We start from the raw sequence: 24,507 nt of genomic DNA, 5'->3' as shown, positions 1-24,507 counted from the left end.
TTGAGGGTCCCAAAATGGCAAAACTCGCAAAAAAACTCACGGATACTGAAATCAAAAGCACTAAACCTTCAGACAAAGAAATCAACTTGTTTGACGGTGATGGCTTAATGCTAAGAATCGCCCCCCTCTCAAGGGGTGGAAAGAAAAATTGGTATTTCAGGTATGCAGTGCCAGTAACTAAAAAGCGAACAAAGGTAAGCCTCGGAACCTACCCCCACCTCACGTTAGCAAGAGCAAGAGTTTTGCGGGATGAATACCTATCCTTACTTGCCAATGGCATCGATCCACAAGTCCATAACAACGATAAAGCTAATGCATTAAAGGATGCTACTGAGCACACGCTCCAAGCCGTTGCTCGAAAGTGGTTAGATGAGAAGGTAAAGACATCAGGTATATCCAAAGACCATGCAGTAGACATCTGGCGTAGTCTTGAACGAAATATCTTCCCCGGATTAGGCAATGTTCCTATCAAAGAGATCCGGCCTAAGTTATTGAAGCAGCATCTTGACCCAATTGAACAACGCGGTGTATTGGAAACCCTGCGCCGAATCATTTCCCGCCTGAATGAAATCTTCCGCTGGGCAGCGACAGAAGAACTTATTGAGTTTAATCCTGCTGATAACCTCGGTCAGCGTTTTAGTAAACCTAAAAAGCAAAATATGCCCGCCCTTCCCCCCAGCGAACTACCAAGATTTATGGCTGCACTGGCGAATGCTTCCATACGGCTGGAAACACGTATGCTGATTGAATGGCAATTGCTTACTTGGGTTCGCCCCGGAGAGGCTGTTCGTGCGCGTTGGGCTGACATCGATACAGAGAACAAAATCTGGAACATACCCCCCGAATTTATGAAGATGAAACGTCCTCATAAGGTGCCGCTCAGCAAAGAAGCTCTTCGTATACTCGAAAATATGCAGCCTATCAGCAGCCATCGAGAGTGGGTATTTCCCAGCATAAAAACCCCACTGACCCATATGCATGAGCAAACAGCCAATGCAGCGTTGATCCGTATGGGGTTAGGTGGTGAATTGGTTGCCCACGGTATGCGATCTATCGCAAGGACAGCAGCAGAGGAATGCGGTAAATTCAGGACGGAAGTTCTTGAATCGGCTTTGGCTCATACTAAAAGCAGTGAGATTATAGCCGCTTACAATCGTGCAGAGTATCTCGTCGAAAGAGCAGATCTTATGCAATGGTGGGGGGATTATATTCAAGTGCAAAAACATAAGGCTATTGCTGCGTGATGATATTGCTCCCATGCACTACTTTAACTCACTCAAAAGCCTATTCTTCTCTTAATGACTATGAATAAGGAGCATGAGCGACTGGCTATAGAAGCATAACATTACGACAGCGCAGATTATTTAAATTGCAAGTATGCGATTGAAATTATTCCATTTGATTGACCAATATCTTGAAAAAGATAAGGTTCAATAGGCAGATTTCAAAGAGAATGTTACTTTAAAATTTCTATAGTATAGTGACATAACCATACTCTTTAAGGTGTTTTTATGAATACTACACACGATCCTATCCGTCATATAAAATACTTAAGGCAGTCCCTATCTCAAGATAATGAAGCTATAGGTTTCTTCCTTTCCGCAGGGTGTCCACTGTCAGTCGATATGCCTGAAGATGAATGGCCATTAATACCTGATGTAGTTAATCTTACAAAACACATCCACAAAGAATTGATTGATAATCAACAATATACAAAACTCATAACGGAATTAGTTAAAGCTGAAAAAGATAAAGATAATATCGAAGATATTCTTAGTTTTTTGCGGGGGCTTGTTTCTGTTTCTAAAGGAGGAGAAGTTAGAGGGTTAAGTGAAGAACATCTTGCAGGCCTAGAGAAATTGATATGTGAAAAGATAGCAGTAAAAATAGATGTTATTCTGCCAAATGAAGAAACTCCATATCACAAACTGGCTAAATGGATACGTTCTATTGATAGAAAAATCGCGGTGGAAATTTTCACAACGAACTATGACCTTTTGATGGAACAATCGCTTGAGGAAATGGAAATACCATATTTCGACGGCTTTGTTGGTGCCAACAATCCATTCTTTGACCTAAGAGCATTAGAAGATAATTTAATACCAAAACACTGGTCAAGACTTTGGAAAATTCATGGTTCAATAAACTGGTGCCAAAAGAATATAGGTAATCAAAAGAGAGTTTATAGAACTCATCCGAATCATAAAGAATCATCCCATTTAATATACCCTTCACACCTTAAATATGAAGAAAGTAGAAAAATGCCATATTTGGCTCTATTGGATCAATTGAATAGATTCATTAGAAAAAAATCATCCTTTCTTGTCTTATCCGGTTATTCATTTAACGATGGTCATTTGAATGATGTCATTGTAAGTGCACTAAAGTCAAACCCTACAGCTATGGTTTTAGGATTAATGTATGGTGATTTTAATATTAATGGAAAAGAAAAATATCCTGAAGCATATCGATTAGCTAAAAATCAACATAACTTAAATGTGTGGACTAACGATGCTGCCATTATTGGTACAAATTATGGAAAATGGTTTTACAATGAAAACAATGATGATGACAAAGAGATTTTCAGTTTTATAAAAAGAATTAGCTCAGAAGAGCATAACCAATGTAACTCAAATGTTAGCTTTGGTGATTTTAAGGATTTTACTACATTCTTACAAAGAATCATTGGTTCTATTAAGGATTGAAACCATGTCTGATAAAGAATCTTATTTAGGTAAAGTTCAAGATGTAAATGGAACAACTGTAAGCGTATCATTATCAAAAGACTCACTGAGTGGTTTCATATATATAGATGGTCAAGGATATAGAGCCGGACAAATAGGTAGTTTTGTCAGAATACCAATCGGGTTCAATAATTTATTTGGAATAATCAGTAAGGTCGGAGCAAGCGCATCTCCATTAGATACTGATGAAAATACACAAGTAGATAATAGATGGCTTAGAATACAACTTATTGGTGAAGCACAAAGAAATGGTTCATTTCAGAGAGGACTATCACAATATCCAACTATCGGTGATAACGTTCATCTTGTATCAGAAAAAGAATTAAAACAAATTTATGGACAACCCGATGAAGGATATTTCGTCAAGATTGGCCACATATCAAATGCAGATTCAATACCCGCGCTCATTGATATTAATAAACTCATAACCAGACATTCTGCAGTAGTTGGCACTACAGGCTCAGGAAAATCTACTACCGTTGCCAGTTTAATTTCCGCATTATCTGAAAGTGAAAAATATCCGTCTGCTAGAATAATTATGCTTGATCTACACGGCGAATATGGTCGATGCTTAAAAGATAGGGCTAATATCTATAAAGTCAATGCAGACCCAATCGTAGGAGAAAAAGAGCTTTATATACCTTATTGGGCACTGAATTTCGATGAACTTTCAGAAGTCTGCTTTGGGGGGATTGACTCGGAAAAAGAAAGAAATATATTACTAGAAAAAATACAAAAAGTAAAAAGCGAATCACTTAAAAGGAAGCCACGAAATGGCTCAAACCAAGATACCCTAAGTGCTGACTCACCGATTCCTTTCAATCTACATTGTTTATGGCATCAGTTATATACTGAAACCTTTGGAACATACATTAAAACACAAGGGAAACAACCTCTTGAAACCTTAGCTTATGAAACATTGATCGATGGTTCAGAGCTAAAGGGTAATGCGTTATCTGGAGTTCCCCCTATATTTAAGAATGTATCAAACGAAGCTGGCGCGACTAAAATAAATTACTTACCAACGCCACTTACGTTAGGTAAGCAGTTACAAGCCTTAGGTTCAAAGCTCAGAGTCCCTCGGTATGATTTTATTTTTAAACCGGGTCAGTGGACTCCATCAATAGATGGAGATATACAAAAAGATTTGGATGAATTACTAAAGGGATGGATTGGTGATAAACCAGTAACCATTCTCGATTTGTCTGGCGTTCCTTCTGATATATTAAAAACCATCATAGGTGCTGTTTTACGAATATTATATGAAGCACTTTTTTGGGCAAGAAATCTATCTCAGGGTGGTAGACACCGACCTTTACTAATAGTTATGGAGGAAGCTCATAACTATTTAAATAGTCAAAATGATAGTATGGCATCACGAATGGTGAAAAGAATTGTCAAAGAAGGAAGAAAGTATGGAATAGGGACAATGGTTGTAACTCAACGCCCTTCAGAAATTGATTCAACAATACTTTCACAATGTGGAACTTTCTTTGCCCTACGTCTTAATAACGCTTCAGATCGCAGTCATATAACCTCAGCCATGTCAGATAATCTTGATGGATTAACCAGCATGCTCCCAATTCTCAGAACGGGAGAATGCATTGTGTTAGGAGAAGCAGTCAAATTACCAATGAGGACATCAGTAATCCCTCCCCCCAAAGATCGACGACCCGATAGTCAAGATCCTATTGTATATGATATTCTACCGCAAGACGATTCAATGAATCCCGGTGGTTGGAATATATATCCGGAAAAAGAACCAAACTATGCTGAAGTTATCGAAGCATGGAGATCTCAAAGTCCAAGAATAAGTAAAGTAAAACTATAGAGGAATATATGAATAGACAACCGGTAGTGTCAAGTAATATCCGTAGCGTTGGTTATGACGCTAATGATTCAACCTTAGAGATTGAGTTTAATAACGGTGCTATATATCAATACTTTGATATCCCTCAAAATATTTACTCGGATCTAATACATTCAGATTCTGTTGGTGGGTATCTTGCCAGACATATCAAAGGACACTTTAGATTTTCTCGCGTATAGGTCAAACACTAAAAAGGGCCATTTGGCCCTTTATCCTTCAGTTAAAGGGCCAAATGGAAAAATAACACCCCAAATTTGTGGCAACTATATCAACTCATAGAGCTGTAAATAACCCCCATCCACTGACATATTAGATACGCCATTGAAATACCCCCACTTAAATAATTATTCGCATCTAATAATATTTAAAATATTTACTCTTGCTTATCAATATTTTTCAAGAAAATATATCACCCGCTAATTTAATGCGAATTTAACCTTTGCCTCTAAAATGTTTCGAATGTAATAACAAACTTAGCATAAATTTTTTATCTATATTCATAACATAATAACAGACTGCTATATCAGCTATATCTACTAACTACACGCTGTTGCTGACCATGATGCAGAATAAACCATATGACATTTTTCCCAATTTACGCACGATTCGCAGGAAGGTGTCGTGACTCCAGCCCAGCCAGTTTGTAAGGTGCAATAATTGCCATAGTTAGAACCTCCCGGTTGCGTCCAGTAGCGTGCTACAGGGATTTTATTCGCTGAACATACAGGATTACTCCCGTAAATAACTTCGACCTTTCCACCTGACCCCCAAACACCGGATTGACAAGACAGCATATCCCCTGCACTTGAGCGGCCAATAAGTCCATTGGGTGAGCAAGCAGCACCAGATACAGCAATCCCATTTATCTGCACATACTCATCTGATGTAATACGCCCTGTCGATTGAATATAACCAGAATAAACACGCTTACTGTTAATATCCGAAGTCGTATTGATATTACCGGTTGCGTTAATAACATTATTAACCTGAACCACACCGCCGTAGGTTGAAGCACCACTGACCGATAAGGTAGATCTTACTTCTACAGGGCCAGTCAAAGTCGAATTCCCTATAACAGTTAAGGCATCGCCAACATTGGTTGACCCTGTCGATTTTAATATCTCAGCCATCACAGTGCCTGCAGCGGTAATATCTTTGGCGTTATTAATACTTTTGCTGCCCATATTCAGATCTCCCGTCATTGGCAATGTGCCATCACGGCGCAAATAAACCGAATACATTGATGAATCATAACCCACACGATAGGCCAATAAACCTTCTGTAGTAATATTGCTGTAATCAGATGATTTTTCATTCCATTGACCACCATAGCCAGAAGCTACAGTGGGGGATCGGGTCATTCCGCTGTCTATTCCTGCCGATTGCATCGCTTTACCAAGGAGATCATATCGAACTTTTCCTCCTTCATTCCATATTGCCGTTGTCATCACAAGGCCGTTAATCACATAGTTTGGGGCAATACCTGAACGTTTCAATAAAATCTTATATGAAGATTTATTTGCATTTATCCCGGTATAACTGACAGGCAATAGTCCTTCATTAATTAATGTCTGATAAGTGATTTCACAACCATTGGATGAACAAACTCTTGGCCCCGGATCATTGGATTGACTGGTGCTGCTTGTCAGGGTTGAAAGCTTGTCATAGCGAATACTGATATAGCGGTTAACCGCTTCACCGACTTGCTTTATCTGCGCTCCTACCGTATTAGCGATAGCAACTTCTTGCTCATTTTTCATATTCTGAAATTTAATAAAAGCCATTGCAGTACCAACTCCTAAAACCAATACCAACTCTAATAAGGAAAATCCTTTTTTATATTGTTTAATCATTTTCGCGTCCTTTTTTATTTTCACGTAATCATTAATTAACAAAAATAAAAAAGAGGTCAATAGTGATGGAGGACATAATGAGGGAAATAGTGAATTAATTTAACTACCGCGCCCTCTGGGGCTTGGTCAACAGTTCACCGACCTAAAAGTAAATTTTAAGTCGGTTCACCGTTTGGACGTGAAAGGATTATTTATTGATAAAGGTATTAATGTAGATTTTTCCTTGCTGTTTGAGTTTTTCGATATCACTCTCACGAAGATTAGATATGTTAAGTAAAATACCATACACTAACTCTTTATCTACATAACCAATATCACATCCCAAGACTTTGGCAACCTCTGCACCAAAAATTATTTTCTGACGCGTATTTTCTTTTTTTGTTTGTTGTTTCTTTTTTGCTTCCAAGAAATATAATCGTTCTTGTGCTGCGGCAATTTGTTGTTTAATTGTCTTTTCTGTCATAAATCCCCCTTAGTATTTATTTTTATTTCTGTAAGGGATATTCACACTTTCATGATCAGAACTCAGTTGTTTCTTTATTGATTTTATCTTCAATCGAAACTTACTTTTCTCTTGTCTCTCTTTTGCTTTTTCCCTTATATATATTATTGTTTTTTCTGCTTCTAAATAGGCTTTTTCAAAATCAGTAAAGATCCCGTCATCAAGCAGCCTTTTGGCTTCCAAATCGATAGCCTCATCGTTTTTTTTAAACATATATGCCCCTTGTATTTTACTCCTTTTTTATTCATTAGCATATTTACAATAAAAATCAATATTATAAGTGATATTTATTTCACTATCCATAAGCTCAATAGTCCAATATTAATTCCCCACATTATTGCATTAACGCCAAGTAAAATTAATGCCACGTCGTCAAGTTCACCAAGTCTCATATTATTTCCTTTTTATATTCTCTCTTTATTATCTACATCATATTTATTTAAATAACAAATTATTGATAACATTAACTGCCATTAATCCGCCATGAAACGTATTTATGCAACACGATTTTAGATAATAGTTATTTACGAAACCTCTTACTCACCACGTTACTTAATTTATCTCATTAGTTATTTTATTTTCATAGCCTAATAGATAACTCGTCTTGTCCTTCGGGAATTCATTGGAAGGCATCTAATATCATTAACGGATGACATCTTCCTTTAATCTATATTGCGCCGCTTAATTCGGCGTTTTGTTTTCTCTTTATTTACAGCCTTTCATATTGGTTGTATTAATTAATAAGGAGAGCTTTTACATTGTTATCAAAACAATGCCCACTTATACACTCACTTCGTGAGTGTGTGGGGTCTACCGACGGTTGCCTGCCGCAGGCTAAAAGAAAAACCAAGGTCAACACAAAAGTTTTTCTTGCGAAAAACTAACAGCAGCATGGTTATATTTGAGGTGTATATTTTATGGCTATTTTTCATCTGGAGTTTAAAATTGTGAAACGCTCAGAGGGCATGTCTTCCTGCAGAAAGGCAGCTTACCATGCGCGTTGCAGAATAACAGATGATCGCACTGGCAATACCTATGATTTCAGCCACCGTTCTGATTTATTCCATCATCAGATATTAGCGCCTGTTTCAGCCCCCTCTTATATTACTGAAAGCTCAACAGCCCTATGGAATGAAGTTGAAAGAGTCGAGCGCCAGAAAGATGGTCAGACAGCCCGTTATTTTGATGTTGCTATTCCCTGTGAGCTAAACAACGGGGACAAAATAAAACTGGTGTTGGAATACTGCCAAAATAATTTTGTCGATAAGGGAATGATTGCCGATATCGCTTTCCACGATCTGGACAGTAATAATCCCCATGCACATGTGATGTTGACGTTAAAGCCAATTACGGCTGAAGGCTTTGGCAAAAAGGATAGAGGTTGGAATGAGAAGAAAAACGTGATCCTATGGCGCGAAGCGTGGTCTACCCTCACCAATGGTTATCTTGAAGCCGCTGGCACTGAAGAACGTATTGATCACCGTTCTATTGATGCTCAACACAATGAAGCCTTGGAAAATGCCGCTATTACCTTGGATGTTGAAGACAAGGCGTTATGGCTTGCCAAGGCAACGTTAACCAGTCGTCCCCCGATGCAGCGTATTCACCGTGCTAAGTGGAACAACAAGAGTGTTCAGGAAAACCGTGCTGCTGAACAGGCTGTTCGTGATGAGATGAAACAGGAAGCTCAGGTTACCTACCGAACCTTTAAAGATCTGGACCAACAGATCATTGTTGACCTCAGAAGCTTCACCGTGTCCGAGTTGCCTGAGCCTGTTGAAATCGTATTGCCTGAAACGGGTTCGCAGTCATCATCAGAAGACCAACAGCCAGTTCTGGTTGCCCCAGTACCTCATGCCCGCACTAAATTGAGAAACCCATCCTCAGCAAAAACCAGAGTTGGTAAACGCGCTCCTGTTAAGTCCAAGAAGAAAAAAATTGAACCTCGTCAGGATGGTATCTTCAAGCGTTTTACTCTGTTGGTCGTGGATTTCTTCAAGGAGAAATTTATTTGGGCCAAGAAGAAGCCTGTTGCTCCTGATGTTGAGCACGATAAGCGCATTGCTGAAAACTATGTCTTTGATGAGGTGCTGGGTATCTATGTTCCCCGTGTTGAGTTTGAGAAACGAGCAAGGTTTAACAGTGATGACTATCTACCGACGAAGGAGGAAATCAATCGTTTTCCAAGTCGCTACAAGCAGGAAAAACAAGATATTGATAACCGCATGAAACTCACACCATCCATGCAATCAAAGCAAACCGGAAAGAGCAATGTTTCAAGACTACGACCTCCGGGTTATAGGGATATATAACGATCGTAGACAATACAATATTCTTTTTAATTCATTGGCAATAATGTATCATTAATAATGAATTATACCTTACAACTAAGGATCATATTTTGTTAACCATTAACGAAATAAAAAAAGAAGCAATTAGGTTTCGGGAGTTGATCGAAAAATGTGATAAAGATAACACCTGTCTTGTTATCGATTCTTTTCCAGTTATGAGTTGCAAATTATCCTCAATGCTTCTTTCCTATCATTTTCTGACATTATGGCCTGAACTTGAGTTAAGAGGAGTAAGTGCTACGACTGGAAAAAATAGCCAAATAAGTCACTATTGGCTAGAGATTAATGACTTTGTAATTGATATAACAGGGGATCAATATAACCTTATTGATGACATAGAGCTAAACAAAAAGATTATACAAAGCAGACCATTCCCTGCCGTACATGTATCACATATCAAAGAAAGCTATCTCTATAAATTATTTAAAATTAGAGAAAAAGAGTGTTTAGTGTGCGGATTTCCTACAATTAGAGAGTGTTTTATAGAAGAAATGGAACGTGGGTATAGCCAATTATTGAATCAAGAAAATGGATGATAGTAATAAAATGGCATCTTACTTTAAAAGTTATCGTTATTATCTTCAGCTTAAAGTTAGCTGAATACATAGGGGAGATGGGCGTGATTTTTGTCGAACAACTTGAGTCTCATACTGGTTGTGGGATTGCGGTAGCAGCAATGCTAATGTCGAAACCTTATTCTGAAGCCAGTGACGTTGTTAAAAAATCAAGCTTTGTAATTCAAACCTTAAAATTACAGTAAGTCAAATGCGGCAGATTCTCAATCATATATTTAATGTGAGAATCCAAGGGCGTCAAGTCTCATCATTTGTTATAAATAAAAATTATGTTTGCTATTGTAGGTATTTAGGATCAAAAAGCTACCATTGGATAATATATACAAATGGTAAATATTATGATCCCTTAGAAAAAGGACCAGAAAAATTCACTAAACATATGATAACATCGTTATTCGAACTTCCTGATAGCTTTCTTTAAAATCAACACCTATTTAACTAACTTTGCCATACAATACTAGTCTCAGTCATAGAAATAATAAAGCCATGCATCACAAAACCATTTTATCTCTTCATATTCTGATAAATACTCATAACCAATAATATTTTCTTTTAGATATGATTCTTGTAGTGGTGTTAACTCCTTAAGCAGGATGTGCATTAAATCCTCTGAAGGATATTTATCAAACTCATCTCTTTTTATTCTTGTCTTATTTTCAATAATCACTAATGCTTTTAATATTTCATCTAAAACTTCATTTTGCTTATCACTCATTATTAACTCCTTTGTTTATTATTATATACATTGCAAGTGAAATGAATGTCAAATATATCACATGATATTTTATTGTTTATTTTAAGATTGAACATTTATTAATGAGGTTATGAACGCTATGTACCACATCAAAAAACCACGCCTGCTTAATAAGACGTGGTTCAGGTTTACTCGAAATACTGATATTACATTCTTCGCCTGAAAACAATATTATCTTTAAAAGCGATCTTACCTACAACAAACCCTACAACAGCAATTATTGGCATACTGATTACAGTTCCGGCAATCCCTGCTGCCATACCTATAAAAGCAGACAGTCCAAAGGACAGCAGGATAATGAAAAAGGCATACCAACTGGGATAAGTGCCATACAATACTGAAGCTTGGCACCCTGTGCAGACGTGAACTCCACGCAAGCTCTCTTTGAAACAGTACGGGCATTTAATTGTATTATTTTCCATTTATCAATCCTTCTTAAACTTCACACCCTGATATATGATGCCACCATTGACTTTTTCGATTTTAAAAGTCCAAGCACCGAGATCTTTATTTTGTGTTTTGGCAACATAGACAGGCTTTTGACTTTCATCCCAGCTTTTCACGGTGAATACTCCGTCTTTGAACTTGATCACGTCTTTCTGAATATCAAGCCTCACGCCATATTGAGGACTTTCATAACTGCCATAGATACCATTATCACCGCAACCGGATAACAGAGCCGCAAGACCAACAACGAATAAAAAATTACGCATAGATTTAATCCTTAATTAATGGTTAATAGTGCCGTTGCTCAATACAACGAGACGAACCGGCATATCGGCATTGTTTGCCGTTGCGAAACCACGAACTTCGAAATTATTGATAGTCCCGGTAATACTGACCTTCTGACCCTTCTTGTAAGTCAGAACAGCATCATCCAGCCCGGAGTAGTAATTGATCCACACCATACCGCCGCAATAGCTGGTATCTGATGTTTTGAAGAGCAGGTAATAGTTGGCATGAGCGGCTTTTGGCATACCATTGAGCATATCGCTGGCACTCCTGCCTTTAGTAACTTCAAGAACAGTGGCATTAGCAATTGAGATCCGTTTACCCGTCCAGTTCTTTTCTGCTGCCATGGCATTTTCTTCATAGTCCTTACAGACAGGACCAAGGCCAGCAACTGAGGATGCCGGGCCGGTATCTTGTTTTGCTGTGGAAAGACCTAATGCGTTATCTACTGTTCCGTTCAATGAGGATAACGAGGTATTAATCGCCCCATTGACCTTATTCACGCCTTCATTAAGTTGCTGGCACCCTGATAAAGCTATAACCGTCAGTGCCAGCGATAGCGCAATGCTTTTACTCATACACACCCTCGAAAGAAGTCAGTTTGAGAGGATAAAGGCCGTTCCGGCACCAATAAGATGGCTCTATACGAGGCATCGATTGATACGAAGGAACAAACCAACTTTTTAACCAATTGATAGGATTAAATTATTTTTGTTTTTCGTCATATCGTTTGTAACGATCAAAATCAAACTTATGATAGGTTTTACCTATCACATATAAATTATCGATCGTTATTATCAATTAAAAACCCGATCGATTAGAGTTTATCAATCGTTAAAAACTATCGATATTGATTTATAGATCGTTTTAATCGATCATTTTCTTGCTATATTGAAAGTGGATGAGTAGAGTGAGCTGAAACTCAGAGAGCGATTTAATGGCTATTTGAGTAAAACAGATGAAAAAGTCATCTGATAATATGTAGTTATTCATACAATATCAGGGAAAGTTTTAACAACTTAAAGATCATGATTTATATAATGACTTAATAACAAGAAAGGCCAGCATTAGACTGGCCTTATTAAGACAAGAGATGTTTCAATTATTTCCTCCTCAAATTTGAGTTTTATCTAAGCATTTAATATGTTTCATAAAAATAAAATATTACCAAAGCACTGCAAACCAAATACATTGAGTGATTTATATTTATTGGTATTTTTATCTTTAAATTTAACACCCGGTTTTAGAAGAAATTTCCTGATATCATTGCTCTCTTCGTTTTAGCAGAAACTTATTGAGATCTTTTTTGAAAACATCTTTATCTTATGAGCTAAAGCTCATGGTGCTGTCGCACGGCTACGCCCCAACGATGATATCAAAATTTTTTCTTCACTCGGTGAAGTAGTTTGCATCTATTTCAATGCTAAATATGAAGGTAAATGAAACAACAGTGAAGAAATAGTATCATTATCAATAAAAGATTACTCTTAATCCCATATATCGGAAAAATATCAATTGATAGCAGCGCTTTGTGATTGTCATTAACAATCACTCTGCTGTGAGGAGCTTGCCTCCGATAATGATGGATTTATCCATAAAAAATCGCGGCGTAGCCGCTAATGCAATAACACGGAAAAACAAATTAACAGAACGTCATTGGGTGCCATTTTATTCGGTACTCGATAAATAAAAAGAAAATCCCGTCATCTGTTATAAAAATCTAGGGCGAACGCCAAATCCTCTTATCTCTTATATTTCTTATACTTCTTAAGGGGGAATAACTCATTTAGTAACAATAAGTTAGAAGTCTACTTTCTTCATTATTGTAGATCTTTCTTCACGATTGTAGATTTTTCTTCGTGATTGATGGTGATTACTTCATTATTGATGGTATTTACTTCATTACTCCTATAAGAAATGAAGATAAAACTTCAAACTATATTTGACATTTCTGTTAAAAATATTATATAGATTAAAACATAATAATAAAAAGGAGTATTTATGGCTGGGAAAACATTTAACCAAAATCCATTTATTTTCGAAGATGATATTGAAATAGAAACCAGAGGCCGAAAAAGAACTGTGGCGCGTGGAGAGAAGTTTCAAACACCCGAAGGTGATAAATATGAAAAAGTCATCCACTCGATACAAGAAGTGGATAAAGCCAAGTTCGTAAAAATATTCATATCACGAGTCCGGGTGTTATTTGATCTAACCCTTACCGGCAACAAGCTTTTTTATATTTTTATGTTCGTGATGTCTGACGTCATTGGTAAGGATGAAGTCTATATGAACTTTGAAAAAGCAAAAGACATTGCAGCTCAATGTGACTTTAATTTATCTAACCCTGTTTACTATAGGGGCATCAAAGAACTTATTGATAAAAAGATCATCGCACAAAGTAAATCAAAATATATCTATTACATTAACCCTGCAGTTCTTTTTAATGGTGATAGAGCCAAGTTTATTGAAGAGATTAGAGTCAAGGAAGAAAAAAAGCTAAAGTAATGTATAATACAATACTAAGAAAAACCGCAGATTATCTATACCGGCCTCGTTAGAGGCCAGATATCAATCATAATGGTTAGACTAACCCTTCACTTATTTTTTCTTTCAGGATAACACAGAGCGTCTCTATGACTTGGTCTAAATCTACCTCATCAAGGTTTTCGTTATATCCATAGGTCTCAACCATATTTTCAAAGTTATTGAATATATACATAACGATATTGTTTATCAGAAGTTTCAATAAAACATCGTTGTTTAATGAATCAGTTCCATTACCATTATAATAGCTGCTGATTTCATCAATACTTTCCTGACATGCTATTAAGGATACTGCATAGAAGAAAAATGAATCTTTATTTTTAAAATCTTTGACAGTTAATCTATTTTTCATTTAACACCTCATTATATTTAGTTCAAATTGATGGCGTAGTTCTATCAACCCCTTTCGGGGCTAAATAAGCATTGATGGTATTTTTATTAACTTACGACATTCGTTAATATATGACTAATGTTCTTATTGAAAATCAGCACTCGTTTATTTCTAATACCTCTGTGTGAGTTTCAAACAGTGCTCTTTTCACTGCTTTGAAATCAACATCTGCTAGTTTTTCATCTGCGCCATAACGTTTGACATAGTGATTAAAGTTTTTCTCTATGAGACTTATTATTTCTGAAAAGAATGCATCCATAAATGGAATATTCATTGCTCGATCACAAAATACACTATAACTTTCTTCTGTATCACTGACCGCCTCTATATAAATCTTCATTGATAACACATAAAAAAACTCTGTTGCTGTATTTTCAAAAGTTTTAATCTTCATATTTATCACCTTATTTTAGTTAAAAGAATTCCATACAGTTTTCATCTGTATTTTTATAACGATATTTTTATTTTACGATATTTAAATATCAGGCCGATTTATTTCGGGATAAATCAATCATCTGATCAATCCATTCATCTATTTCACTCTCGACAAATGCTATTGCACGCTCACCAAGTTTTATAGGTTCAGGGAAACGATCTTGACTAATAAGTTTATAGATCCAAGCTTTGCAAAGACCCGTTCTTTTCAGTACTTCAGGTAAACGGATAAATCTTTTTCTTTCTGTCATACATTTCTCCATTGTTGTTTTGATGGAGGTAGTATCTTCAGATCGCTTATGACGATCAACTCTCAAAAAGCACGAATTGATCAAGATATGGGGGATTTTTAGATAGATTAGAGATGGGAATAGCGAAAGCCAGTTACCGTGGGCTTTGAAGCATTTTTGCAAAAAGTGCTATTTTTTTACTCTATTTGAAGTTATTTAATATTTTGTTATTTATCATGCAGTTAATTTCTTTGAGTTTAAATTCTGAACTATCATCTGTTATTCATCTTGCTTCAGGCTATAAAAATGTTTGGGTAGGTGTAAGATTTATCACTGAACGTTAAACATGCTATCTCTGACCCTAATAGGTTTTGATGCTTGTCGTGAGTTCAACTCCTCGGCATCAATGCTATCGATGATTTTAACGCTGAAAAACGACACAACTTTGCTCATGTTGTTTCTTTGGTCCCTTCATTGAACCCTCAATTAAATATAAAAACAAAATAGTTATAAAAATCAATTTATTATAAGTTTAATTACAGGGACCCCAGCACTTTTGATAGGACAGTGACCGGACAGTATCATATAAACCAGTGACTTATGATAAATGACCGGATGAAGCACTGACCTAGTTTGGACCAAAAGGATACGTAAAAAATACGCGGCTCCTTTGAAGATTAAAAAGCCTCTGCTAACCCAGAGGTTTTTTTTCGCCTATAGATCGCCGTCATGGGGTGTCGGGGGTCGGAGGTTCAAATCCTCTCATGCCGACTAAATATCCCAAAGAAAACCAATCCGTTAGGGTTGGTTTTTTGTTTGTGGGATTTGGCAATGGTAAATTAATGGTAAGAGAATGGTAAAACTCCGTCTATATTTGGTCGCTATGGCTCAATATGTCTATTCAGTGTTGAGCCCCATTCACTACTTACCACCTTCATCTCACAACCGGTAATTCAGCCCACCCGGGATAGCATCTCACGTTTCATCTGCCATGCTTTCTGTATGCCTTGTCCGGCAAACCACACCTTTCCTTTGTCTGACCTATTAATATCGTCTAGCGCAGCCATCAGCACTGCACTGTTAATTTCTGGCTGATTATCATCAAATAATCCTAATTGAGCGATGCCCTGGCTGTAGAAATTACCTAGCATTACCCCGCTATTTTGATAACGATAGCATTTCCTATATTGCTGATAATATGGAATCAGGCTGGTTCTGCTGTAAACCGATAACCGGTAGTATCACTACTGAAAAAACTAAATTTTATGCCATTAAAAATGGTTGAGCTTGGTTCATTATCTTTTGTGCTGCTCTTATTCATTGCCATCAGTTTCATCATTATTATTCCTGGCTCACCCGTTTTCATCGTATTTTCTCCCAGCGTGGCGGAGAAAGCCGAAACAACCACAGCGCCAATATCTATACCAGACTTAGCAGTCCCATCGCCGCTTGTTATCAGGGTTATCTCTGATAATTTTTGACTGGGTTTGTCGATCGTTCCCACAATAACCAAATGATCATTAAAGGCATAATTGAACGTATTCTTAACTCCATTTTTTTTAAAATTAATTTTTAGTCTAAGCGAACTATTAGATGTTTCTAAGTTGGCATTCATTCTTTTTTCAAAAATGTCCGGGCTAATACCCAACGTCTTTATGCTTTCATTATTATCAGGATTGCGAGGTTCCTCTATAAGCACTTGAGGCGCGATTGATTTCGTCTTTTCTTCATGCTTATCAATTGTTTTTTCTGGTATAGTCGTTGTGACGGATGAGCGAGAGTTGGCTGATGTCAATATTGTCTCTTCCGGTATCGGGATTACCACAATAATCAAAAAAGTAAAAGCAACAACTGTACCAACAATAACCCCACTTGTTTTACTCATCAAGTCTCGATGCCCTTTATGAATGAAATATTTAGCTAAAAATTTAGCAACAATCACCCAGATTACTAGTGTTGCTATTAGTATTAATAGTTCTTTCATTTAGACTCCATTCGCTATTATTTGGCTTTAATCTGTTTACCACTCTGAATATTTAAGGTGGGTTTAATATTGAATTAACTCAGAATTAAAGTCTGTTTTGCTGTGATATACCATTCCATAACAGCAGAGATCTACCATAGATCTCCGTCCCAGTCATTGAATTATCGTTATTTGAGCTTGTGCTGATATTGCCTATCCGGTTCCTGCAGACAAACGACTTGCTGTCATTGAAAGCTTTGCCGGTGTGTCGTGGAACATCCCGCAGCCATAAGTTGTATGATCCGGTATAGTCTAAGTCCCGCCAGAATGTTAGCTTTCTACAGAAAGTACCGATACTTCGATCCACTAGATAAATATTTCAAATGAAAAGCCACCGGCTTATAAGGCCAGTGGCTTAAACTCGTAGGTGGTTAAAATCTCTGATGAGTATCCTTCTTTGGATACTTAATCGAATACGCCATTTATTACTGATGCAACAATCGCTGTACTTAATGTAATAAGTACTAAGTCATTGCCAACTATACGCCACTCATATCCTGGGTAAGCAGGTAGCTGCCCCAGTAAAGATGCAGGAACTGCTTTCTTAGCGATGCCTGGTGGAAGCGGCTTACCCCGTGCCAGATTTTTAGCGATACCGGGAGGTAATGACTGATAACCAGTCAATCCGTAATTAACAGCTAATGGGCGCACACGGTCATAGGTTAGATTTACTGAAACTAAATTATCACTACCATTTTTGGCTTTACTCCCCTTATTAGCGGGTCCATTGCCCCCACTATTACCGTGGTTTCCGCCACTGTTTCCGTGTCCACCGCCATTCCCATTACCGGGATTAGCTATGGAAGGGGCTGAAGATAACGATAGAGAAGCAATCAGCGCTAATGCGATCACAGACAAACGGTGCTTAAACATTTTCTATTACCTTTGCTAGTCGCTATATATAAATTAAATCTAGTTAATCCTATCTATATAAGCCATATAGAATGGTCTTATTTCATACAATGAAGCGGTAGCTGTAAAATACTAAACCTAAGAACACCACCATTAGCAATGGTAACTAATCAACATCGCGCCATATTTTTATCCCCCACCTTTTGGTGAGACAATTATTCAGGCATGAGGAATATCCTCATAATTTCCATATTGAACTTTATTTGCTATAGGAGTTAACTGAACGTACATATTGAGATAGAGGACCCTGTTATGCTCATTTATGGTGTTTTTGGTCGCCGCTTGGGTGTTAAAAGTGTTGCCAATGAATGGCAGCTATTCCGAGTAGATTGCAATGAGGGGAAATCATCTCGAATATATGACGTCATTATTCCTTCATTTTTGACTGAGGAGGAAATAGCTGCGTGGTTAGCTGATATCTACCATGAAGCCGCGAGTGAAAAACACCCCGATGTAAAAAGGATAAAATGAGTCGCTACAAGGGATGTTGGACAGAAATAATTGCCGCAGCGGAACAAATACCACCAGCCAAGCTAGCCTTAACTTTTGCGGTCATTTATACCTCGGCCTCGATTTTTTTTAATGCTTTACCAATTACCTCAACAGTCGCTGGGCGTTTATCCCCGCATCACTTTCCTACATGAGGATACGTTTAGGAATGCGACACGGATCTTAACTCAATTTTCATCAAAAAATACAATATATTCAAACGCCCAAAAACATAATAACGAACTCTCTTTATTAGTTAAAAAGCCTCAAAAGCGAGGCCTGAAAAGTGATTGCTAATACTGTTAGTTTATTAAAATTTAATGAATCAAATATAGATATCTATATTGCCATCTTGTGCTTTTATCTGGTCTACGTTCTCAATAGCACTACTTTTCCCATCATGCTTTTGCTGCGCTTGTTGTGCCTGACGACGTAACAACTCAGCCAGTTGCTGCTGTAACATCGTTAATTGAGCTTGAATACTTTTTCGCTGATCTTCTGACATATCAATGCCATCTTTGAGTTTTTGCGTAACCTCAGCGATTTTTGCTATTACATTCTTTATCTGAGATGCCAAATCATTTCCTGCACTTGCAGTATTCTTGCTGCCATTTCCCGTCGTTGCTGCTATTGGTAAACTCGCATTTATACCCATCGGACATATCCTTATCACTCGCTAAGTCAGTATAATGATTATCGGCAAAGGGCGACTTTATGTTAATAATTTCAGCAATCCAAATATGACCCCAATCTATAGCCACGCTGCTCAATGGCTTGCTTTAATGCCGGCGACGTCAGCACGTCCAACTCGGTCAAGCGTGGATAACAATAGCCGCTGGTCATGAGGATGTTATCAACAAACGCCGGATGGCACATAATCTCAAGTGAGTTAATTGCTTTTTGACTGGCATTTTCCAACAACCGCAAAAATGTCTGCTCAGATAAAGCCTCACCATAAAAACCGGCATCGAACCACTCACTGCTTCGCGGGTTATTAAGCACAATCTCATGCCGCTGTACTTCATTGCGATCAATACGCAGTGGAAGAGATTTCTCGTGGGCAAAAGCAACAACCAGCGGATAAATTTGCGGCAACATATGTATATGATGATGGCTGTCGATGTGAGTGGGTGCACGGCCGAAGACAGCAACAAACTTATCAAACTGAGCCGCCAACTCCCGAGCTATCTCGCCAGGATTCAGCTCACCCGCTTCGGCGCGTTGCCACAACCATTTGCCCAGAGCACCGCTGGCATCAACTAATGATGGCATTGACGTTAACGGCCGCCCGTAAGTGAGAACAAAATGCATCCCCACAGCCAACGTTGGATTTTGCTTACTCAGTTCCGCTGCATGATAGATATCCGCACAATTCATCATCGCTGTAGTCGATGAGACAACACCATGCCGGAATGCTTCAATGATTCCGTAATTTTGACCTTTGCATAGACCAAAATCATCAGCATTAACAATAAGTAACTTTTCCATTGAGGGTACCTTGTCAGGCCATTCCAGTAGCAGCTATCTGGCCGGAAGCTAATCGGATAACCCCTCTCTGACGCAGTTGAATTTTTTGCGATAGTTCCCCGGCGTAAAAGAGGTGAGTTTTTTGAAGTTTTTAATAAATAACGTGGTATCGCTGTAACCTGCTTCAAAAGCAATGTCAGAGACCAGATAATTTGTCATTTCAAGTTGAGTTTTAGCAAAGTTAACTCTGATTTCATTGATAATCTGCATCGGCGTTTTTTGGTAATAACGCCGGGTAGCGCGGGTCAAATACTCTTGGGTTTTGCCAGACAGTTCGATCATATTCACCAGCGCTTTTTCACCAAACATCGACTTATCATGCATTTTGTCGATACTGGTCTTCAGCCACAGTGGAATATCGTCGTTAGTGTCACTTTCTTTATGATGGCTGATGCGGTTAGTAACATAAAAAGTCAGCAGTTCTACCAGTTCAGTAAGCTCATCGTCCCTAAAGTGTGGCGCAGAAATTGCCGATTCAATATAAGAGAGAAAATCACCCTTTAGGCGATAAGCCTGAGAGGCCACAATAGGCCGCGATAATAGATGAGAATAGTGCTCTTCAAAGAAGGTTTTACTTATTCCCACATTCAGAATACGGGTAGCACCAAACTCATAGAAACTTTTATGATGGGACCCCATCGGAATAAAAACAAAATCGCCGCGCTCTAAAAAGACTCGCTTACCGTTTATTTCCTGATAACACATACCGGTTAATATCAACGTATATTCATAATAATCATGCTGATGTAAGCCGGTGGCACTTTCCGTTTTGTTATAAATAAACAGATGGAATTCTTTTCCGTTAAAAAAGTCTTTTTGACGTACTAACCTGACTTCCATCTTATTTACCTTCACCCTCGTTCAAAATAGCCAATGTGTTAGACAAAGTTCACTGTAACTTTCGATGCAATTCGATCAACTCATCAATTAACTCTCTGGCTAACATTGCCGTCATCAAATGATCCTGAGCATGTACCAGCACCAATGTTACTTTGGTTTTCCCCTCACCTTGATCAGCTTCAATCAACCTGGTCTGAACTAAATGTGCTTCATTCAGCGCCAGACGAGATTGCACCATCAGCTCATCCGCTTGGGAAAAGTCACCCGCCTTGGCTTGTTTCAGAGCCTTGTAGGCCAAACTTCTGGCTTGCCCGGCGTTGATAATCAGCCCCATAACCACATCTTCCATCTCATCGGTAGGCTGCACCTCACCCACGATTTTATCTAAATCAAACATGCTATTGTTACTCCGTAAATTAAAGCCATTAATTAAAACCATTCTGCCTGGCGACATCAGCAAACCAGTAGCCACTTTGTTTCAATACTCGCGTCTGGTCGGCAATATTCAACCGAACTAAACCATAGCGGTTTTTGTATGCATTGAGCCAAGACCAGCAATCAATAAAGGTCCACAGATGATACCCTTTACAGTTACTGCCCTCTTGTAATGCTTGATGTAGCCACTTCAAATGTGCACGGATAAATTCGATGCGATACTGGTCATCAACCCTACCTGATGGCGTGATAAACTGCTCTTCGCCCTCAACACCCATGCCATTCTCAGAGATATAACACGCAATATTGTTATAATTCTCTCTTAGATTTTTCAGGATGTCATACAGCCCTTTTTCGTAGATTTCCCAACCACGATGCGGGTTGATTTTGCGCCCTTGCATCGCATAAAAACTGAACAAATCCTCCAGCGTTTTCACCAGCCCTCGAGGGGTTGGGATATCTTTCGCCTGAACCCGTCTTGGCTGATAATAGTTAACCCCTAACAGATCAACGACGCCCGCCGCAATGCACTGGCAATCACCGTTTTCAATTTGTGGCAATAAGTCGTGCTCTCGCAGCAACGTAATCAGTTCATCAGGGTAAACCCCCTTGGTGACGGGATCGAGGAAGCTACGGTTAAGCAATAAATCGGCATGATTAGCTGCAATCAGGTCTGGCGCACTGTCGGAGCGAGGATAGGTCGGGGTGAGGTTCAAAATGATACCAATTTCCCCCCCCTGCTTTAGCTCTCGGTAGTTTTGCACCGCGTTGGCATGGGCCAATACGCTGTGATAAGCAACAGTCACCGCACGTTTAAAGTCAACCACACCAGGGTAATGCAGGTCGTTCAGGTAGCCGGCTTCAACAGGCACAATCGGCTCATTAAAAGTAAACCAATGCTTTACCCGATCACCAAACAACATAAAGCAGCTTTTAGCATAGCGGCCATAGGCTTCCACAACCGCACGATTTTCCCAACCGCCTTTCTCTTGCATGCATAACGGCATATCAAAATGATAGAGATTGATGAAAGGGGTAATGCCATTCGCCAGTAGGCTATCGATCACCGCGTTATAAAACGTGACAGCTTTGGGGTTAAGCTCACCGTCACCCTTTGGTATCAGCCGCGACCATGAAATCGATGTCCTGAACGTGTTATGGCCCAGTTGCTTTAATAGCAAAATATCTTGCTGATAGTTATCGTAAAAGGTGGAGGTGTTTTCAGGACCAATCTGACCATGAAAACGTTCCGGTGCAATTTCGTACCAATAATCGAAGATGTTCTTGCTCTTGCCATCCCGCAGTGACGCCCCTTCGGATTGGGCTGCGGAGGTGGCACTGCCCCACCAAAAATCATCGGGAAATTGATATTTCATACCGGCCTCCAGCCTTATACGATAAACAGATTTAACGCTTAGAATTTCAAGCTATCAGCAATCTCTTCTTCACTTTCAACCTGACGATCTATCTCGCTCTGCGCCTTATTGGCAATTATTACGAATGGCAAATACATCAATGTCGCGATACCTAAGTTGAATAAACTTAATAACATCGCGGCAATGCTGCCGTTGGTATTGAAGAAGGCACCTAAGCCGACCGGCATGGTCCACGGCGCAATATTGGTGATTGGCGGAATAAGGCCGGTGTAATACGCCACTGAAGTGATAATTGCTAATACCGGTTGAACCAAGATGAACGGAATAAAGAACAGCGGGTTCATTATGACCGGCAAACCAAATAGGATAGGTTCATTAATCTGGAAAATACTAGCCGGTGCACCCAATTTTGCTACCTGACGATAGTCTTCACGGCGAGAAGCAATAAAGATGGCAATAACCAGTCCAAGTGTTGCGCCAGTGCCTCCCAAGAAGATATAGGAGTCAACAAACGGCTTAGCCCACATATGGAATTCTTTACCGGCAGCCAGCGCCGCAGCAACAGAACCATACTGGGTATAGGTTGCGACGTTCTCCAATGCAAATGGCATCATAATGCCACTTTCCAGTGCAGATAAGGCCATCGCACCGTGTATCCCGAAGAACCACAACAGTGAGGAGCACATGACATACACCCATCCCACAACACTGCCCATTTTCGACAACGGTGCTGAAATGGTGTCCATAATGATCTGGTGGAAGTTGGTGCCATGCAATCCAAGGGCATAAGCAATCACGCCCATGATGGAAAGAATGATAAACCCGGGAATTAATGCAGAGAAAGAACGGGAAACTGATGTCGGCACACTGTCTGGCAGGCGGATAACCCAGTTACGTCGCACGATAAAGGTAAAGAGCTCTGCAACCACCAAACCGATGATGATACCGGAGATAATATTCGCCCCTCCCAACCAATTAGCCCCGACGGCATAGGCCTCGCCAACACTGTATGGCGTCACGGTCATAAAGGCAGCAATTGCCAGCAGGGCCGCAGCCAGAGGATCGACCCTTTTCTCTTCAGCCAACGCCATACTGATAAAAAATGGTGTCATTAACGACATGATACCGAGAGTACCGTTATAAACGTTGCCGCCTATCGCTTTAAAACCATTGAGCATGGTAATGGTATCGGCATCTAACCGTACGCCCATTGAGAAAAAGAACGACCCTTCGCCAAAACTTAAGAAAACGTTGTTGATCAGTACAAACATGGCACCCGTCAGGGTTAACGGCATCAGCCGAATAAACCCATTCTTGATAGCATTAATATGTTGCTGTCTGCCTATTTTAATAGCAAAAGGCAAGATGACCCTTTCCAGAGAATTAATAAATGCGCTCACAGTGCACCCCTTATTGTTTTGCTTTTTTTATTGCGGCTACGGCAGCTTTTAATACCCCCAGACCGTCGACTTTGCCGTATAGGAGCGCGTCGATCACTTCAACGGGTTTATTGGGGAACATTTTTGCAACTTCAGGCAACATGTAAGCGATTTGTGGTCCTAACAAGATGACATCCGCTTGGGCACCATGTTCTGCGGCCAGGGCCTCGGGGTAAGCATTGATAATCACTGGCACCTCATACTTCTCTGCTTGTACTTTCATTTTGGAAACCAGTAGCGAGGTAGACATACCGGCTGAGCAAAATAGATAAATTTTTTTCTTTTCCATACCCAACACCTTTTGATGTTCAAAAGACACACGTTAACTGTATGCCAGTGCAATGGTGAATTCCCTTTATCTGTACTTTATCGTGCCCCTTGCCCAGCCCCATTGTTTCTGGTTGTCGGCAGTATATGGCGTTGATAGTTAAGACAGTAATTCAACTAGTCATATAATCGTCTCTAATTGACTTTTCACATTG

General features: G+C 39.1%; 29 protein-coding genes. 9 read left to right on the top strand and 20 right to left on the bottom strand.

Annotated elements, in window-relative coordinates:
- The first annotated feature begins 14 nt into the window (after positions 1–14).
- From A6J66_022255 to A6J66_022240, 4 genes are all read left to right on the top strand, one after another.
- A complete protein-coding gene (locus A6J66_022255) occupies positions 15–1,244 on the top strand; it encodes a DUF4102 domain-containing protein (GenBank protein ID PNM27122.1) in 1,230 nt (409 codons plus the stop codon).
- 267 nt (positions 1,245–1,511) lie between these two features.
- Complete coding sequence (locus tag A6J66_022250; GenBank protein PNM26634.1) at positions 1,512–2,705, top strand: SIR2 family protein; 1,194 nt, start codon at positions 1,512–1,514, stop codon at positions 2,703–2,705.
- Positions 2,706–2,709: 4 nt separating this feature from the next.
- Entirely contained in the window at positions 2,710–4,575 is a 1,866-nt protein-coding gene (locus A6J66_022245) for a DUF853 domain-containing protein (GenBank protein PNM26633.1), read from the top strand.
- Between the two features lie 8 nt (positions 4,576–4,583).
- Positions 4,584–4,793 carry a KTSC domain-containing protein gene (locus A6J66_022240; GenBank protein PNM26632.1) on the top strand — a complete coding sequence of 70 codons (210 nt, stop codon included), beginning with the start codon at positions 4,584–4,586 and terminating at the stop codon, positions 4,791–4,793.
- A 357-nt stretch (positions 4,794–5,150) separates the two neighbouring features.
- Here the strand turns inward: A6J66_022240 and A6J66_022235 are convergent, their stop codons facing one another.
- From A6J66_022235 to A6J66_022225, 3 genes are all read right to left on the bottom strand, one after another.
- Positions 5,151–6,467: a shufflon system plasmid conjugative transfer pilus tip adhesin PilV gene (locus A6J66_022235; GenBank protein PNM26631.1), complete on the bottom strand. Its 1,317-nt coding sequence runs from the start codon at positions 6,465–6,467 to the stop codon at positions 5,151–5,153.
- Positions 6,468–6,654: 187 nt separating this feature from the next.
- Positions 6,655–6,930, bottom strand: coding sequence for a conjugal transfer protein TraD (locus tag A6J66_022230; protein PNM26630.1), 276 nt, complete (start codon positions 6,928–6,930; stop codon positions 6,655–6,657).
- 9 nt (positions 6,931–6,939) lie between these two features.
- Positions 6,940–7,182, bottom strand: coding sequence for a hypothetical protein (locus tag A6J66_022225; protein PNM26629.1), 243 nt, complete (start codon positions 7,180–7,182; stop codon positions 6,940–6,942).
- Between the two features lie 704 nt (positions 7,183–7,886).
- Here A6J66_022225 and A6J66_022220 point away from each other — a divergent pair.
- From A6J66_022220 to A6J66_022210, 3 genes are all read left to right on the top strand, one after another.
- The gene (locus A6J66_022220) at positions 7,887–9,281 is read left to right on the top strand and encodes a conjugal transfer protein (protein PNM26628.1); all 1,395 of its coding nucleotides are present in this window, start codon (positions 7,887–7,889) and stop codon (positions 9,279–9,281) included.
- Between the two features lie 89 nt (positions 9,282–9,370).
- Complete coding sequence (locus A6J66_022215; GenBank protein PNM26627.1) at positions 9,371–9,856, top strand: hypothetical protein; 486 nt, start codon at positions 9,371–9,373, stop codon at positions 9,854–9,856.
- Complete coding sequence (locus A6J66_022210) at positions 9,853–10,080, top strand: hypothetical protein (protein PNM26626.1); 228 nt, start codon at positions 9,853–9,855, stop codon at positions 10,078–10,080. Before A6J66_022215 ends, A6J66_022210 begins: the two co-directional genes overlap by 4 nt.
- 278 nt (positions 10,081–10,358) lie before the next feature.
- Here A6J66_022210 and A6J66_022205 read toward each other — a convergent pair whose 3' ends face one another.
- The 4 genes from A6J66_022205 to A6J66_022190 all read right to left on the bottom strand — a co-directional run bounded on the left by A6J66_022205 (position 10,359) and on the right by A6J66_022190 (position 11,959).
- On the bottom strand, positions 10,359–10,610 hold the full coding sequence (locus A6J66_022205) for a hypothetical protein (GenBank protein PNM26625.1): 252 nt from the start codon (positions 10,608–10,610) through the stop codon (positions 10,359–10,361).
- A gap of 185 nt (positions 10,611–10,795) precedes the next feature.
- Positions 10,796–11,071, bottom strand: a complete 276-nt coding sequence (locus A6J66_022200; protein ID PNM26624.1) for a hypothetical protein — start codon at positions 11,069–11,071, stop codon at positions 10,796–10,798.
- 3 nt (positions 11,072–11,074) lie between these two features.
- Complete coding sequence (locus A6J66_022195) at positions 11,075–11,362, bottom strand: hypothetical protein (GenBank protein ID PNM26623.1); 288 nt, start codon at positions 11,360–11,362, stop codon at positions 11,075–11,077.
- A 15-nt stretch (positions 11,363–11,377) separates the two neighbouring features.
- Positions 11,378–11,959, bottom strand: a complete 582-nt coding sequence (locus tag A6J66_022190; GenBank protein PNM26622.1) for a hypothetical protein — start codon at positions 11,957–11,959, stop codon at positions 11,378–11,380.
- Positions 11,960–13,382: 1,423 nt separating this feature from the next.
- On the opposite strand from A6J66_022190, the gene A6J66_022185 reads away from it, so the two are divergent.
- Positions 13,383–13,889, top strand: a complete 507-nt coding sequence (locus A6J66_022185) for a hypothetical protein (GenBank protein PNM26621.1) — start codon at positions 13,383–13,385, stop codon at positions 13,887–13,889.
- 76 nt (positions 13,890–13,965) lie between these two features.
- Here A6J66_022185 and A6J66_022180 read toward each other — a convergent pair whose 3' ends face one another.
- From A6J66_022180 to A6J66_022155, 6 genes are all read right to left on the bottom strand, one after another.
- Positions 13,966–14,280, bottom strand: a complete 315-nt coding sequence (locus A6J66_022180) for a hypothetical protein (protein PNM26620.1) — start codon at positions 14,278–14,280, stop codon at positions 13,966–13,968.
- Positions 14,281–14,413: 133 nt separating this feature from the next.
- A complete protein-coding gene (locus A6J66_022175) occupies positions 14,414–14,713 on the bottom strand; it encodes a hypothetical protein (GenBank protein ID PNM26619.1) in 300 nt (99 codons plus the stop codon).
- 88 nt (positions 14,714–14,801) lie between these two features.
- Positions 14,802–15,005, bottom strand: coding sequence for an AlpA family transcriptional regulator (locus tag A6J66_022170; protein ID PNM26618.1), 204 nt, complete (start codon positions 15,003–15,005; stop codon positions 14,802–14,804).
- A 932-nt stretch (positions 15,006–15,937) separates the two neighbouring features.
- On the bottom strand, positions 15,938–16,135 hold the full coding sequence (locus A6J66_022165; GenBank protein PNM26617.1) for a DUF4113 domain-containing protein: 198 nt from the start codon (positions 16,133–16,135) through the stop codon (positions 15,938–15,940).
- A gap of 53 nt (positions 16,136–16,188) precedes the next feature.
- Positions 16,189–16,968 (bottom strand): hypothetical protein, encoded by a 780-nt coding sequence (locus A6J66_022160; GenBank protein ID PNM26616.1) that lies wholly within the window; start codon positions 16,966–16,968, stop codon positions 16,189–16,191.
- 444 nt (positions 16,969–17,412) lie between these two features.
- Positions 17,413–17,880 carry a hypothetical protein gene (locus A6J66_022155; GenBank protein ID PNM26615.1) on the bottom strand — a complete coding sequence of 156 codons (468 nt, stop codon included), beginning with the start codon at positions 17,878–17,880 and terminating at the stop codon, positions 17,413–17,415.
- A 291-nt stretch (positions 17,881–18,171) separates the two neighbouring features.
- Between A6J66_022155 and A6J66_022150 the strand changes: the two genes are divergently transcribed.
- Positions 18,172–18,390: a hypothetical protein gene (locus A6J66_022150; protein ID PNM26614.1), complete on the top strand. Its 219-nt coding sequence runs from the start codon at positions 18,172–18,174 to the stop codon at positions 18,388–18,390.
- Between the two features lie 343 nt (positions 18,391–18,733).
- Here A6J66_022150 and A6J66_022145 read toward each other — a convergent pair whose 3' ends face one another.
- The 7 genes from A6J66_022145 to A6J66_022115 form a co-directional block, all read right to left on the bottom strand.
- On the bottom strand, positions 18,734–19,063 hold the full coding sequence (locus A6J66_022145; GenBank protein PNM26613.1) for a FlxA protein: 330 nt from the start codon (positions 19,061–19,063) through the stop codon (positions 18,734–18,736).
- 71 nt (positions 19,064–19,134) lie between these two features.
- Positions 19,135–19,896, bottom strand: a complete 762-nt coding sequence (locus A6J66_022140; protein PNM26612.1) for a chitin disaccharide deacetylase — start codon at positions 19,894–19,896, stop codon at positions 19,135–19,137.
- A gap of 48 nt (positions 19,897–19,944) precedes the next feature.
- The gene (locus A6J66_022135) at positions 19,945–20,775 is read right to left on the bottom strand and encodes a transcriptional regulator ChbR (protein ID PNM26611.1); all 831 of its coding nucleotides are present in this window, start codon (positions 20,773–20,775) and stop codon (positions 19,945–19,947) included.
- A gap of 49 nt (positions 20,776–20,824) precedes the next feature.
- Positions 20,825–21,172: a PTS N N'-diacetylchitobiose transporter subunit IIA gene (locus A6J66_022130; GenBank protein PNM26610.1), complete on the bottom strand. Its 348-nt coding sequence runs from the start codon at positions 21,170–21,172 to the stop codon at positions 20,825–20,827.
- Positions 21,173–21,200: 28 nt separating this feature from the next.
- Positions 21,201–22,586, bottom strand: coding sequence for a glycoside hydrolase family 1 protein (locus A6J66_022125; protein ID PNM26609.1), 1,386 nt, complete (start codon positions 22,584–22,586; stop codon positions 21,201–21,203).
- 38 nt (positions 22,587–22,624) lie between these two features.
- Positions 22,625–23,986 carry a PTS N,N'-diacetylchitobiose transporter subunit IIC gene (locus A6J66_022120; GenBank protein PNM26608.1) on the bottom strand — a complete coding sequence of 454 codons (1,362 nt, stop codon included), beginning with the start codon at positions 23,984–23,986 and terminating at the stop codon, positions 22,625–22,627.
- A 10-nt stretch (positions 23,987–23,996) separates the two neighbouring features.
- The gene (locus A6J66_022115; protein PNM26607.1) at positions 23,997–24,314 is read right to left on the bottom strand and encodes a PTS sugar transporter subunit IIB; all 318 of its coding nucleotides are present in this window, start codon (positions 24,312–24,314) and stop codon (positions 23,997–23,999) included.
- Positions 24,315–24,507: the final 193 nt, after the last annotated feature.

Source organism: Yersinia enterocolitica (genome assembly GCA_002082245.2).
GTDB classification, from domain to species: Bacteria; Pseudomonadota; Gammaproteobacteria; order Enterobacterales; family Enterobacteriaceae; genus Yersinia; species Yersinia enterocolitica_E.
This window is presented reverse-complemented; position numbering and strand designations above follow the sequence as displayed.